Source organism: Pantoea alhagi (assembly GCF_002101395.1).
GTDB lineage: Bacteria > Pseudomonadota > Gammaproteobacteria > Enterobacterales > Enterobacteriaceae > Mixta > Mixta alhagi.
In genome coordinates, this window is record NZ_CP019706.1 from 2,882,359 (window position 1) to 2,895,352 (window position 12,994).

The 12,994-nt window shown below is 52.8% G+C and carries 13 protein-coding genes; 9 read left to right on the plus strand and 4 right to left on the minus strand.

What is annotated here, in order from left to right; genetic code table 11:
- The first annotated feature begins 5 nt into the window (after positions 1 to 5).
- The gene (gene yfcF / locus B1H58_RS13495) at positions 6 to 647 is read left to right on the plus strand and encodes a glutathione transferase (protein ID WP_085071003.1); all 642 of its coding nucleotides are present in this window, start codon (positions 6 to 8) and stop codon (positions 645 to 647) included.
- Positions 648 to 765: 118 nt separating this feature from the next.
- On the plus strand, positions 766 to 1,320 hold the full coding sequence (gene yfcD, locus B1H58_RS13500; RefSeq protein WP_085071004.1) for an NUDIX hydrolase YfcD: 555 nt from the start codon (positions 766 to 768) through the stop codon (positions 1,318 to 1,320).
- A 4-nt stretch (positions 1,321 to 1,324) separates the two neighbouring features.
- Here the strand turns inward: yfcD and B1H58_RS13505 are convergent, their stop codons facing one another.
- The gene (locus B1H58_RS13505) at positions 1,325 to 2,344 is read right to left on the minus strand and encodes a LacI family DNA-binding transcriptional regulator (protein WP_085071005.1); all 1,020 of its coding nucleotides are present in this window, start codon (positions 2,342 to 2,344) and stop codon (positions 1,325 to 1,327) included.
- 234 nt (positions 2,345 to 2,578) lie between these two features.
- On the opposite strand from B1H58_RS13505, the gene B1H58_RS13510 reads away from it, so the two are divergent.
- The 5 genes from B1H58_RS13510 to B1H58_RS13530 all read left to right on the plus strand — a co-directional run bounded on the left by B1H58_RS13510 (position 2,579) and on the right by B1H58_RS13530 (position 6,664).
- Positions 2,579 to 3,022, plus strand: coding sequence for a PTS sugar transporter subunit IIA (locus tag B1H58_RS13510; protein WP_085071006.1), 444 nt, complete (start codon positions 2,579 to 2,581; stop codon positions 3,020 to 3,022).
- A 77-nt stretch (positions 3,023 to 3,099) separates the two neighbouring features.
- On the plus strand, positions 3,100 to 3,378 hold the full coding sequence (locus B1H58_RS13515) for a PTS sugar transporter subunit IIB (protein ID WP_085071007.1): 279 nt from the start codon (positions 3,100 to 3,102) through the stop codon (positions 3,376 to 3,378).
- Between the two features lie 121 nt (positions 3,379 to 3,499).
- The gene (locus B1H58_RS13520) at positions 3,500 to 4,891 is read left to right on the plus strand and encodes a PTS ascorbate transporter subunit IIC (RefSeq protein WP_085072316.1); all 1,392 of its coding nucleotides are present in this window, start codon (positions 3,500 to 3,502) and stop codon (positions 4,889 to 4,891) included.
- A complete protein-coding gene (locus B1H58_RS13525; RefSeq protein ID WP_085071008.1) occupies positions 4,888 to 5,718 on the plus strand; it encodes a transketolase in 831 nt (276 codons plus the stop codon). The genes B1H58_RS13520 and B1H58_RS13525 overlap by 4 nt, the downstream gene beginning before the upstream one ends.
- On the plus strand, positions 5,711 to 6,664 hold the full coding sequence (locus B1H58_RS13530; RefSeq protein ID WP_085071009.1) for a transketolase family protein: 954 nt from the start codon (positions 5,711 to 5,713) through the stop codon (positions 6,662 to 6,664). Before B1H58_RS13525 ends, B1H58_RS13530 begins: the two co-directional genes overlap by 8 nt.
- 47 nt (positions 6,665 to 6,711) lie before the next feature.
- Here the strand turns inward: B1H58_RS13530 and B1H58_RS13535 are convergent, their stop codons facing one another.
- The 3 genes from B1H58_RS13535 to ackA form a co-directional block, all read right to left on the minus strand.
- Positions 6,712 to 7,743, minus strand: a complete 1,032-nt coding sequence (locus B1H58_RS13535) for a YrzE family protein (RefSeq protein WP_237172390.1) — start codon at positions 7,741 to 7,743, stop codon at positions 6,712 to 6,714.
- Positions 7,744 to 8,152: 409 nt separating this feature from the next.
- Positions 8,153 to 10,306 (minus strand): phosphate acetyltransferase, encoded by a 2,154-nt coding sequence (gene pta, locus B1H58_RS13540; RefSeq protein ID WP_085071010.1) that lies wholly within the window; start codon positions 10,304 to 10,306, stop codon positions 8,153 to 8,155.
- Positions 10,307 to 10,372: 66 nt separating this feature from the next.
- Positions 10,373 to 11,575 carry an acetate kinase gene (gene ackA, locus B1H58_RS13545; protein WP_085071011.1) on the minus strand — a complete coding sequence of 401 codons (1,203 nt, stop codon included), beginning with the start codon at positions 11,573 to 11,575 and terminating at the stop codon, positions 10,373 to 10,375.
- A gap of 334 nt (positions 11,576 to 11,909) precedes the next feature.
- Between ackA and yfbV the strand changes: the two genes are divergently transcribed.
- Entirely contained in the window at positions 11,910 to 12,359 is a 450-nt protein-coding gene (gene yfbV, locus B1H58_RS13550) for a terminus macrodomain insulation protein YfbV (RefSeq protein WP_085071012.1), read from the plus strand.
- A gap of 137 nt (positions 12,360 to 12,496) precedes the next feature.
- On the plus strand, positions 12,497 to 12,991 hold the full coding sequence (locus tag B1H58_RS13555; protein ID WP_085071013.1) for a YfbU family protein: 495 nt from the start codon (positions 12,497 to 12,499) through the stop codon (positions 12,989 to 12,991).
- The last annotated feature ends 3 nt before the right edge of the window (positions 12,992 to 12,994 follow it).

Here is a 12,994-nt window from a genome sequence, read left to right on the forward strand (position 1 = left end):
ACCGCATGCAATATCCTACGATTAAGCTGTGGTCTGATGCTAATTGCTACAGTCCCTGGGTGATGTCCGTTTATGTCGCCCTGAGGGAAAAAGCACTACCTTTTACGCTACAGCGAGTCGATCTGGCACATGCCGCGCATCGGACCGAAGAGTATGCTGCCATTTCACTTACCCGCCGCGTTCCTGCGTTGGCGCTGGATAGTCTGTGTCTCAGCGAATCCTCCGCGATTATTGAATATCTGGAAGAGTGTTTTCCTGCGCCCGACTATGAACGTCTCTATCCACACGATCGCGAGAAACGCGCCCGGGCGCGCGAACTGCAGGCGTGGCTGCGCAGCGATTTTATGCCGCTCCGTCAGGAGCGCCCCACAGAAGTTATCTTTGCCGGTGAAAAATATTCACCGCTTAGCGAGGAAGCGCGGCAGAGCGCCGCTAAACTTATCGAAGGTGCGCAACGTTTGCTGAGCGCAGGGCAACAGAACCTGTTTGGTGAATGGTCTATTGCTGATACCGACCTGGCCATTATGCTGAATCGTCTGGCTTTGCATGGTGATGAATTGCCGGAAAATCTGGCGCAATACGCCTGGTTTCAGTGGCAGCGCGCCTCGGTTCAGCTGTGGCTGGGCGAGTCGGTTAAAAAAGGCTAATCGCCCGGCTTGCGTCCGGCAGGCGAAGCCTTTAAGTTATGGCGGCTTGCGTCAACGTAACGCAAAACCTGTGGGAAATATCATCGCGCAATGGGCGCCAGAACGAAAAGGGTTACTGATGGTGGAGCAAGGTCAGGATGCCGGCACTGAATGGGTAGATATCGTTAACGAAGATAACGAAGTTATCGCTCAGTCCAGCCGTGCCCAGATGCGGGCACAACATTTGCGTCATCGCGCTACCTATATAGTGGTGCACGACGGCATGGGTAATATTCTGGTGCAGCGCCGAACGGAAACGAAAGATTTTCTGCCCGGCATGCTGGATGCGTGCGCAGGCGGCGTAGTGCAAAGCGGGGAAGGGTATCTGGAGTCTGCACGTCGTGAGGCGGAAGAGGAATTAGGTATCGCTGCCGTGCCGTTCGCCGAACATGGCCAGTTCTATTTTGAAGATGAACACTGCCGCGTCTGGGGCGCGCTGTTCAGCTGCGTTTCTCACGGCCCGTTTGCCATGCAGCCGGAAGAAGTGGTTGAGGTTTTCTGGCTGACCCCGGAGGAGATCACCGCCCGCTGTGATGAATTTACCTCCGATTCGCTGAAGGCGCTGTCGCTGTGGCTCAGCCGCAACGCCAATAATGAACCGGCCAGACAGGAAAAACAGGTCAGGGCGGAATAATTCCTCAGCAGCTATCCCGCAAACATAAACTGGAGGCGATCGGTTGCCGATCGCTCCACTCCTCATCGTTTAAACGCGCCAGCAGTACACGTCCCGCCTCAATACCAATTTTGCGATGCGGCACCGCTATGGTGGTTAACGGCGGCTGACAAACGCGGCTGACATCGCTGTCGCCAAAACCCACCACCGCCAGCTCGTCCGGCACTTTGATCCGTCGGCGCTGGCATTCATACAGCGCACCGCAGGCCAACTCGTCGGAAACGCACACCAGCGCGTCCAGTTCTGGCCACGCCAGTAAAAATTCCGGTAGCTGAGAGGCACCGGTGGAAAAATTGGGCGGAAGCGCCGCGTTGATCACGCGATGAGGCGATAAATGATGGCGCAGCATCGCCTTATACCAACCCTGCAGATGCTGCTGAAAAATCCACTGTTCCTGATTAGCGCAGAGCATGCCGATATTCTGATAACCGCGCTGGATAAGCATGTCGGTGAGTTCGTACATTGCGGCAACGTTATCAATGCCAATATTCATATCAACAGGATCGGCGCGTATTGCGCCTATTTCCATCACCGGGATCGCGGCGTTGTGCAACCAGTGGCGCACGGTATCGCTGTGCTCAACGCTCAACAAAACTGCGGCGGCAATATTGGAAGCGAGCAGCGTTTCCAGCAGCTTCTCTTCCTGTTCAAGACGATGGCGCGATTCCGCCAGCATAATCTGGTATCCGGCAGGCTGAAGCGTCTGTTGCAGCCCGGCAAACATCTCGGAGCAGCCCGCCTCGGCAAGGTTGGGCACCACCATGGCAATGGTTCTGGATGAGGCCGATGCCAACGCGCTGGCGGCAAGATTGGGCATATATCCCAGCGCTTGCACCGCAGCGTCAATTTTTTCACGTAATTTATCGGAAACCTGTTCAGGCGTGCGTAACGCACGGGATACGGTCATGGTGCCCACACCGGCAAGCTGAGCCACATCAGCAAGCGTGACTTTACCGGTACTGCGCCGTTTTCGGGTTAGAGACATACACATTCCTGCTGACCAGACGCTGAGTGTCTTCCTTCGCTTCACATAGCAGAGAGTATACGCCTTAAGCTTCTATGCTTACTGTGAATTCCTGCCATGATTACGCTTTGATAGCGCTATCACAATTTTGCATGATACTTTTTGGTAGCGCTATCTTTGTGATTATTATCACGGTTAACAATTGTTGCCTTGCATAAAGTTTGCTCATCTTGTGCTAAACGGCGGAACAGAAAAGTGCTTAAACAATGGCTGCATGACGCCACCATCAGGCTACACGAGAGCGTAGAAACATGGCCGCAGGCGCTGGAACTCGCTGCCAGGCCATTACTGGAGGCCGGAGTCATCACACCCGATTACGTTACGGCGATGATTGAGCAGCACCGCCAGCTGGGACCTTATTATGTGCTGGCACCCGGGCTGGCGATGCCGCATGCCAGACCGGAAGAGGGAGCAAAAGGATTAGGGCTATCGCTGCTCAAGCTACAACGCGGCATAGCCTTTAAGTCTGAAGCCTTTGACCCGGTAGATCTGATAGTGATGCTCGCGGCGCCCGATAAACATAGCCATATTGAAATGATATCCGCGCTGGCGGAATTGTTTTCCAGCGATAAGGATATGGAACAATTACATCAGGCGAAAAGCGTGGAAGATATTAAAAAGATTATCGAACGCTTCTGAATTCACTTTGCATTTCGATTTTAAATACATTACGCGCCAGCGTGGTGGGGACTCCTCTACTCAAAAAGGTGGTAATCATGAAAATCATGGCTATTTGCGGTTCCGGTCTTGGCAGCAGTTTTATGGTCGAAATGAATATTAAAAAAGTACTGAAAAAACTGGACAGAGAGGCGGAGGTAGAGCATGCCGATCTCTCTTCCGCAACGCCTGACGCCGCAGACCTGTTTGTTATGGCAAAGGATATCGCCGCCAGTGCCAGCGTGCCGGAAAGCAAGCTGGTGGTGATTAAGAACATCATCGATATCAATGAACTGGAAACGCAGCTGCGCGCCTGGTTCGACAAACAATCATCATAAAACATCAAATTTCAGGGTGCAGCAAGGCGGCAACCCAACGCTTCTTATGTTTTTAATCGGGTATATAAAGCCAGCCAGGAAAAAGCAGTCTGAAAAATAAAATCTCTATAGCGAGGTGGATATGTTTATCCGGGAAACGCTGAATTTTATCGTTGATATTCTTAAAGTGCCCTCGGTGCTGGTGGGCTTAATTGCCTTGATTGGTTTGGTGGCACAGAAAAAGTCTTTTTCTGACGTTGTTAAGGGGACAATTAAAACTATTCTCGGCTTTATTGTGTTGGGCGGCGGCGCGACGGTACTGGTTGGGTCATTAAATCCGCTGGGCGGTATGTTTGAACACGCCTTTAATATCCAGGGCATTATTCCCAATAACGAGGCCATTGTCTCTATTGCACTGGAAAAATATGGCGCCTCTACCGCGCTGATAATGGCATTCGGGATGGTGGCGAATATTATTGTCGCGCGCTTTACACGGCTGAAATATATTTTCCTGACCGGACATCACACTTTTTATATGGCCTGTATGATCAGCGTGATCCTGACCGTAGCCGGGTTCGGAGACGTTGGCCTGGTCTTTACCGGCTCGTTGATTTTAGGCCTGGTTATGGCCTTTTTCCCGGCGCTGGCGCAGCGTTATATGAAACGTATTACCGGCAGTGATGATATTGCGTTTGGTCACTTCGGGACGCTCGGCTATGTGCTTTCCGGCTGGATCGGCAGCAAGTGCGGTAAAGGCTCCCGATCCACCGAAGAGATGAACCTGCCGAAAAACCTCAGCTTCCTGCGCGACAGCTCAATTTCCATCTCTCTGACCATGATGATTATTTATCTGATTATGGCGGTAAGCGCTGGCAGAGAATATGTTGAAAGCCAGTTCAGCGGCGGTCAGCACTATCTGGTGTACGCCATTATCATGGCGATTACCTTCGCGGCGGGCGTGTTTATCATCCTGCAGGGCGTCCGTCTGATCCTGGCGGAAATCGTTCCCGCCTTTACCGGATTTTCGGAAAAGCTGGTGCCGAATGCGCGTCCTGCGCTGGACTGCCCGGTTGTCTACCCCTACGCCCCTAATGCGGTACTGATTGGCTTTCTGTTCAGCTTCCTTGGCGGTCTGGTGGGGTTATTTCTGCTGGGGCAGCTCAAACTGGTACTGATCTTACCGGGCGTGGTGCCGCACTTCTTTACCGGCGCGACGGCTGGCGTGTTTGGTAACGCCACCGGCGGACGGCGCGGTGCAATGGTTGGCGCATTCGCCAACGGGCTGCTGATTACCTTTCTGCCGGTTTTGCTGCTGCCGGTACTGGGCGCGATAGGCTTTGCCAATACCACCTTCTCAGATGCTGACTTTGGGGCCATCGGGATTGTGCTGGGTAATCTGGCACGCTATCTGCCGCCGCTGGCTATTACGGGGCTGGTAGTGGCGCTGTTCATGCTGCTGGTGGCCTACAACCTGATGGCAAAAAACAGATCTGCGGACGGTAAGCCGCAGGAAAATAGCGGGGCTAAATCATGAATGTACAGGACGTCACACAGCTGGCGCGCGATATTCGCATCGCCACGCTTAAATCACTGACGCAGCTGGGTTTCGGTCATTACGGCGGCAGTATGTCGGTAGTGGAAACGCTGGCGGTATTGTACGGCGCGGTAATGAAAATCGACCCGGCAGATCCGGACTGGCCTGAGCGGGATTACTTTGTTCTGTCGAAAGGACATGCGGGGCCGGCGTTGTACAGCACGTTAGCTATCAAAGGCTACTTTCCTGTTGAAGAGCTAAGTACGCTAAACCAGAACGGCACCCGGCTTCCCAGCCACCCGGACCGACTGAAAACGCGCGGCGTTGATGCTACAACCGGCTCGCTGGGACAAGGGATCTCCATTGCTGGCGGCATGGCGCTGTCGCATAAGCTGGCGGGACGGCCGAATCGGGTGTTTTGCATCGTTGGTGACGGTGAGCTGAATGAAGGCCAGTGCTGGGAGGCATTTCAGTTTATCGCTCATCACCGCCTGAATAACCTGACGATATTTATCGACTGGAACAAACAGCAGCTTGACGGCGAGCTGGACGAAATCATTTGCGCGTTTGACCTTGAAGGAAAATTCCGTGCCTTTGGCTTTGATGTGGTAACGGTAAAAGGCGATGACATCGCCGGATTACTGGAGCAGGTTCAGCCCGTTCCGGCAGCAGATGCCCGCCCACGCGTCGTGATCCTCGACAGTATTAAAGGGCAGGGCGTGCCCTGCCTCGAGCAATTAAGTAACTCTCATCACCTGCGGCTGACCGATGAGATGAAACAGGCGCTCCGGGAAACCATTCGCCAACTGGAGGCGGCACATGATTAAGATTGCACCCGCAGGACAACACGACGCGCCCGAGATGCGCAAGGTATATGCCAGCTTCGTAACGAAACAGATTGCGGCGGGAAGCTCCATTATCGCCCTTGAGGCGGATCTGATGAGTTCAATGGCGATGGATAGTGTGGCGCGGGCCTGGCCGCAGCAGGTTATCAACTGTGGCATCATGGAGGCCAACGTTATAGGTATTGCCGCAGGGCTATCGCTGACGGGAAGAAAACCTTTCGTACACACGTTTACTGCCTTTGCCAGCCGCCGCTGCTTTGACCAGTTATTTATGGCGCTGGATTACGCACGTAATAATGTGAAGGTCATTGCATCAGATGCCGGCATCACCGCCTGCCACAACGGCGGCACGCATATGTCGTTTGAGGATATGGGTATTGTGCGCGGGCTGGCCCATTCGGTGGTGCTGGAGGTGACAGACGCAGTCATGTTTGACGATCTGCTGCATCAGCTTATCGATTTGGACGGTTTTTATTGGGTGCGTACCATCCGCAAACAGGCACCCGCTGTATATGCGCCAGGCTCCACGTTTACTATCGGCAAGGGCAATGTGTTACGTGATGGCGATGATATTACCCTGATCGCCAACGGTATTATGGTGACAGAGGCGCTGGAGGCGGCGCGGCAGCTGGAGCAGGAAGGCATCAGCACCGCAGTGATCGATATGTTTACCCTGAAACCTGTGGATCGCATGCTGATAAAAAACTATGCCAGTAAAACCGGGCGTATTGTGACCTGTGAAAACCACAGTATCCATAACGGGCTGGGCTCGGCAGTAGCGGAAGTGCTGGTAGAAACCTGTCCGGTGCCGATGCGGCGCGTTGGCGTAAAGGAGCGCTACGGTCAGGTAGGCACGCAGGCGTTTTTACAACAGGAATATGGCCTGACGGCGCAGGATATTGTTTTAGCCGCGCGTGAACTGCTCTAATAAAAAAGGCGGGAGAGATCTCCCGCCTTTTTACTCACTGAGGTTATTTAATCGCGTTTTGTTGGACGCTGATTGCTCAGTACCTGACGCGGCTGAGTACGACGACCTACCATACCCATTACGCCTGCCAGAATCGCTTCGATAATTAGCATAAAGAAGGCGAACCAGCTGGCTTTAGCGGTCGCTTCTGCAGCTTTATCTGCAGCTTCACGCGCTTTCTGTTCCGCCTGCTGTTTTAACTCATTATATTTCTGACGCGCCTGCTGATAGGTTTGTTCCGTTTGGGTAACAATCTGTTCAGCTTCGGCATCAGTTTTACCGGTACGTGCTTGAATAATATTTTTCAGTGCCTCACGGTCGGCAGCCTGTAACGTGTCCTGATTACTGTTAATTACACCTTTAATCCAGTTAGCAATGTCCGTATCGGCATTCTGTGGATTATTTGCCGTGGCCTGCGCCTGATTCTGCGCACTGTTTGCCGCATTTTGCGCATCGTTTTGCAGGTTTTCCGGCTGCAGCTCAGGTTTACCCGTCTGACGCAGCGTGGTTTCTAATTCATTCTGCAAGTCATCGAGATTAATACCGCTTTCCTGCAGCTTATCACGCGCCATTTGCGTTGCCTGTGGAGCGACAGCGCTAATGCTGCTGCCGATTGCGCTCAGGCCGGCACCCATCACGTTCATGGCGCCGCTCATAGCGGAATTAACCAGCATAATAGCCAGCCACAGACTAAACAGGGTATTTACGCCAAACATTAACAGACCATGCAGCATTCCTTCACGCTGCGCCAGACGTCCGCTAACCCAGGCGCCCACGGCGATGGAGACCAGCATGCTAAGGCCGGTCCAGATGGCCGCGCCGGTGCCGATGCCGTCCATCGGATTTTGCTCTTTCATCGGATCGATACTGGATGTGCCGATCGCCATTCCCAACAGCGATAATAATAAATGGACTAATACCGCAGCGATAACGCCGGCAAAGATAGCGCTCCATGAAATGCGCTTCAGCGGTACACCATTCACCGGTTCCACCCAGGCCGTATCGTGCCGGTTGCGGAGATGCTCAGGATGTTCACTCATAATATTTACTCCCTATGTTTATCTTTTAACCCGTTGCCACAGTATTAATTTTTCAACGTGCGTGAAAAATTTCGACACCTCTGTTTCAGGTAATTTAAGGCTAGTTAGGGAATGCGGATTTGACCAAAATAATTTCACAAATTGCGTAGAAAAATAAACGCGTCGGTTGCCGCTTCGCTTATTTTGCTCCTGGCGTCTCGCTTGTTGTTTTATAATTTGCGAGTTTGTCAATGCGCTTATTTATTGCGTTTTTAACTGGCGCATACAGTCACAACAAACATTGTTTCGGCAGGGCCTTTTATTAAGAGAAAAAAGAAAGAAAGGAGGGCAGGGAATTTGCAAAGATAGCAGTGACAACAGCGGGAAATAAAAAGGCGGCCCGCAGGCCGCCTGTAATCAGCAGGCAAAATTAGTTTTGCTGTGCTTCTGCCTGTGCAGCCTGGATCGCGGTCAGAGCGATGGTATAAACAATATCATCAACCAGTGCGCCACGTGACAGATCGTTAACCGGCTTACGCATGCCTTGCAGCATCGGTCCGATGGAGATCAGATCTGCTGAACGCTGTACCGCTTTATAAGTGGTATTACCGGTGTTCAGATCCGGGAAAATAAATACCGTAGCGCGACCCGCTACCTGAGAGTTTGGCGCTTTTGATTTCGCTACATCTTCCATAATTGCTGCGTCATACTGCAGCGGGCCATCGATCACCAGATCGGGACGTTTTTCCTGCGCAATACGCGTTGCTTCGCGCACTTTTTCAACGTCGCTACCCGCGCCGGAGTTACCGGTAGAGTAAGAGATCATCGCGACGCGCGGCTCAATGCCGAATGCCGCTGCGGAATCCGCCGACTGAATAGCAATTTCCGCCAGCTGTTCAGAGGTTGGATCCGGGTTAATGGCACAGTCGCCATAAACCAGAACCTGTTCCGGCAGCAGCATAAAGAACACGGAAGAGACCAGCGAGCTGTTAGGGGCGGTTTTAATCAGCTGCAGCGGCGGACGAATGGTGTTGGCGGTAGTATGTACCGCGCCGGAAACCAGGCCATCCACTTCGTCACGTTCCAGCATCATGGTGCCCAGCACCACGTTATCTTCCAGCTGCTCCTGCGCGACAACTTCGGTCATACCTTTGTTTTTACGCAGTTCAACCAGGCGCGCCACGTAATTGGCACGGGCCACTTCCGGATCGATAATCTCAATACCTTTGCCCAGTTCGACGCCCTGCGCCGCTGCGACACGCTGAATTTCATCCGGATTGCCTAACAGCACGCAATGCGCAATGCCGCGCTCGGCGCAAATGGCGGCAGCCTTAACGGTACGCGGTTCATCGCCTTCCGGCAGCACAATACGTTTACCCGCTTTACGCGCCAGCTCGGTGAGCTGATAACGGAAGGCTGGCGGTGAAAGACGACGGCTGCGCTCAGAGGCGGCGGTCAAAGATTCAATCCAGTCGCTGCTGATATGGCTGGCAACGTACTCCTGAACTTTTTCGATGCGCTGCGTATCGTCGCTGGGCACTTCCAGATTAAAGCTTTGCAGGCTAAGAGAGGTTTGCCAGGTATTGGTTTCAACCATAAACACCGGCAGGCCGGTCTGGAAGGCGCGTGCGCAGAGTTTGTAAATACGGTCATCAATTTCATAGCCGCCGGTCAGCAGGATCGCACCGATTTCAACGCCGTTCATGGCCGCCAGACAGGCTGCAACCAGCACATCAGGACGATCGGCAGAGGTCACCAGCAGCGAGCCCGGGCGGAAATGTTCCAGCATATGCGGCAGGCTACGGGCGCAGAACGTCACTGATTTTACGCGACGCGTCTGAATTTCACCTTCATTGATTACGCGCGCGTTCAGGTGACGGCACATATCAATCGCGCGGGTGGCGATCAGATCGAAACTCCAGGGAATGCAGCCCAGCACCGGCAGCGGGCTGTTGGCAAACAGCTGGCTCGGATCGATATTCGCGACGCTGGCTTTCGTGGAGTCATCAAAAATTTCTGACAGATCCGGGCGAGTACGGCCCTGTTCATCTACCGGCGCGTTGAGTTTGTTGATGATAACGCCGGTAATGTTTTTGTTCTTACTGCCGCCAAAGCTGCTCTGCGTAACTTCGATACGCTCTTTCAGCTGTGCCGGTGAGTCGTTGCCCAGCGCGGTCACAAAGATAATTTCCGCATTCAGGGTTTTCGCGATCTCATAGTTAAGCGCGCTGGCGAACTGATGTTTACGCGTTGGCACCAGGCCTTCCACCAGCACCACTTCCGCGTCCTGGGTATTGGCGTGGTAGCGAGCAATGATCTCTTCCATCAGCACGTCCTGCTGATTAGAACCCAGCAGCGATTCCACGCGTGACATTTGCAGCGGCTCAGCGGCAGGAATGGAGGAGTTTTTACGAATAATGGTGGTGGTCTGGTCAGGCGTATTGCCACCGGCGCGGGGCTGCGCGATGGGTTTGAACACACTGAGGCGAACCCCTTTGCGTTCCATCGCACGAATAACGCCGAGGCTGACGCTGGTCAACCCGACGCTGGTGCCGGTAGGGATAAGCATTATGGTACGTGACACAGTAAACCTCTCAGGTATTTCAGGCTGTCAAAACAACTCCGCCAGCCTGAGCTGACGGAGAAAGTCTTATGCGGTAAGGCGCGCAGCGTCGCGGGCGATAACCAACTCTTCATTGGTCGGGATAACCAATGCCGGACGGGTGCCCTCTTTGTTAATAAAGCCTTCCTGTCCGAAGCGCGCCGCCAGGTTGCGCTCGTGATCCACCTCGAAGCCCAGCAGCGCCAGTTTTGCCAGCGACAGCTCGCGTACCATTGCCGCATTCTCACCGATACCGCCGGTAAACACCACGGCATCCAGGCGACCATCCATCATCGCGCTGTAGGAACCAATATATTTAGCCAGACGATGACAGAAAACGTTCATCGCGCGTTTCGCATCTTCTTTGGTGGTGTAATTTTCTTCTACGTAGCGGCAGTCGCTGGTTACGCCGGTCAGACCCAGCAGGCCGGACTCTTTGGTCAGCAGTTTATTGATGGCATCAATATTCATGCCCAGCGTATCGTGCAGGAAGAAAATAATCGCCGGATCGATATCGCCGCTGCGTGTACCCATTACCAGACCTTCCAGCGGGGTCAGACCCATAGAGGTATCCACGCACTTGCCGTTGCGGATCGCGGATACGGAAGCGCCGTTGCCGAGGTGACAGGTAATGACGTTCAGCTCTTCCACCGGCTTATTCAGCATGCGGGCAGCTTCAATCGACACATAATAGTGGCTGGTGCCATGAGCGCCATAGCGACGAACGCCATGCTCTTTATAAAGATTATAGGGCAGGGCATAGAGGTAAGACTCTTCCGGCATTGTCTGATGGAACGCAGTATCAAAAACCGCTACGTTTTTATCAGAAAGATGCGGGAAGTTTTTCAGCGCTTCGTCAATGCCGATCAGGTGCGCCGGGTTATGCAGCGGAGCAAAAGAAGAGGCGTCTTTAATGCTTTGTACCACTTTATCGTCAATCAGCACTGACTGGGTCAGTTTTTCCCCACCATGAACAATACGATGACCGATTGCAGCAATTTGTGCCGATAGCTCTGGTTTTTGTGCCAGAATGTTTTTAACAATGAAGTTCAGGGCTTCGCTGTGGGCTGCGCCCGCACCCAGCTCAGCTTCCTGTTTAGCGCCGTCCAGTTTCCATTTAATGCGCGCTTCAGGCAAATGGAAGCATTCGGCCAGACCTGACAGATACTCTTTACCGTCCGCCGGGTTGAGGATGGCAAACTTAAGAGATGAGCTACCGCAGTTCAGAACCAGTACTAACTTACTCGACATGGAAGTACCTATTTGTCAAAAGTGGCTAAAAAAAAAGCAATCAGCCTATCATCGTAGTGTATGAAAGCTGGTACATTAATGATTATCATCATACTGCCAGCAAAAAGTTATCCGACAGCAAAAAAAGACGGTAATTTTACGTAAAATTTTGAAATTTGTGTCGCCTTCGATGGCTTCACCTCAAAATAATAAAGATTATTGCCTTTGGCGGCGCTGATAACGCGCTCAGAATAACGGCAGTCTCTGGTAAAAACAAAATTTTTTGAAGGTTGTCACACAAAGTTGTTTCGTTGTTTAAATTTTTTAAATCTTGCAAAAGAAGTTGAGGTGAGCCATGGCAAATGAATCCAGCGTCGGTTGGTTTAAAACATTCCAGCTTGGACAGCACTACATGAAAACATGGCCGAACGATAAACGCCTCGCGCCGGTTTTTCCGGAGAACCGCATCAGCAGCGCCACGCGCTTTGCGATCCGCTTTATGCCACCGCTGGCGATTTTCACGCTCACCTGGCAAATTGCCCTGGGTGGACAGCTGGGACCGGCGGTCGCGACGGCACTATTTGCCTGTAGCCTGCCGATGCAGGGGCTATGGTGGTTAGGACGTCGTTCTGTAACGCCGCTGCCGCCCACGCTGCTGAACTGGTTTCATGAGGTGCGTGAGAAATTGCAGCAGGCCGGGCAGTCGATCGCGCCTGTTGAAGGAAAACCCACCTATCAGGCGCTGGCAGATCTGCTTAAACGCGCTTTCCGTCAGTTGGATAACACCTTCCTTGACGATCTCTGAATAAGTTTCGGGTTGCCAGACAATTTTTCTATGGCAACCCGGCTTAAATCAAAGAAAGGCTGGCTTGTGATACCGCCTTTTTATGCGTCGTGCGATTCTTGAACATCCTTTTACTGTGCCTGATACAGGAGATGACGATGGACATGACGCATGCGCAGCGCTTAATTCTTTCCAACCAGTACAAACTGATGACCCTGCTCGATCCTGATAACGGCGAGCGCTATCGCCGTCTGCAAACTATCATTGAACGCGGCTACAGCCTGCAGATGCGTGAGTTAGATCGCGAATTCGGCGAACTGGGCGAAGCGGTTTGCCGCACCATCATCAATATTATGGAAATGCATCATGCACTGCGGGTATCCTGGGAAAACCTGAAGGAGCGCGCTGCTATTGACGAGCGCCGGTTACAGTTTTTGGGGTTCGATGCGGCAACCGAAGCGCGCTATCTGGGATATGTGCGTTTTATGGTTAACGTAGAAGGACGCTATACCCATTTTGATGCCGGTACGCACGGCTTTAATGCCCAGACGCCCATGTGGGACAAATATCAACGGATGCTGGCCGTCTGGCAAACCTGCCCGCGCCAGTATCATCTCTGCGCGACAGAGATTGCGCAAATCATCAACGCCTGAGAA

What these genes read in the sequence shown, in the direction of transcription:
- yfcF (WP_085071003.1), top strand. Translation starts at nt 6, where the DNA reads ATGCAATATCCTACGATTAAGCTGTGGTCTGATGCTAATTGCTACAGT.
- yfcD (WP_085071004.1), top strand. Translation starts at nt 766, where the DNA reads ATGGTGGAGCAAGGTCAGGATGCCGGCACTGAATGGGTAGATATCGTT.
- B1H58_RS13505 (WP_085071005.1), bottom strand. Translation starts at nt 2,344, where the DNA reads ATGTCTCTAACCCGAAAACGGCGCAGTACCGGTAAAGTCACGCTTGCT.
- B1H58_RS13515 (WP_085071007.1), top strand. Translation starts at nt 3,100, where the DNA reads ATGAAAATCATGGCTATTTGCGGTTCCGGTCTTGGCAGCAGTTTTATG.
- B1H58_RS13520 (WP_085072316.1), top strand. Translation starts at nt 3,500, where the DNA reads ATGTTTATCCGGGAAACGCTGAATTTTATCGTTGATATTCTTAAAGTG.
- B1H58_RS13525 (WP_085071008.1), top strand. Translation starts at nt 4,888, where the DNA reads ATGAATGTACAGGACGTCACACAGCTGGCGCGCGATATTCGCATCGCC.
- B1H58_RS13530 (WP_085071009.1), top strand. Translation starts at nt 5,711, where the DNA reads ATGATTAAGATTGCACCCGCAGGACAACACGACGCGCCCGAGATGCGC.
- B1H58_RS13535 (WP_237172390.1), bottom strand. Translation starts at nt 7,743, where the DNA reads ATGAGTGAACATCCTGAGCATCTCCGCAACCGGCACGATACGGCCTGG.
- ackA (WP_085071011.1), bottom strand. Translation starts at nt 11,575, where the DNA reads ATGTCGAGTAAGTTAGTACTGGTTCTGAACTGCGGTAGCTCATCTCTT.
- yfbV (WP_085071012.1), top strand. Translation starts at nt 11,910, where the DNA reads ATGGCAAATGAATCCAGCGTCGGTTGGTTTAAAACATTCCAGCTTGGA.
- B1H58_RS13555 (WP_085071013.1), top strand. Translation starts at nt 12,497, where the DNA reads ATGGACATGACGCATGCGCAGCGCTTAATTCTTTCCAACCAGTACAAA.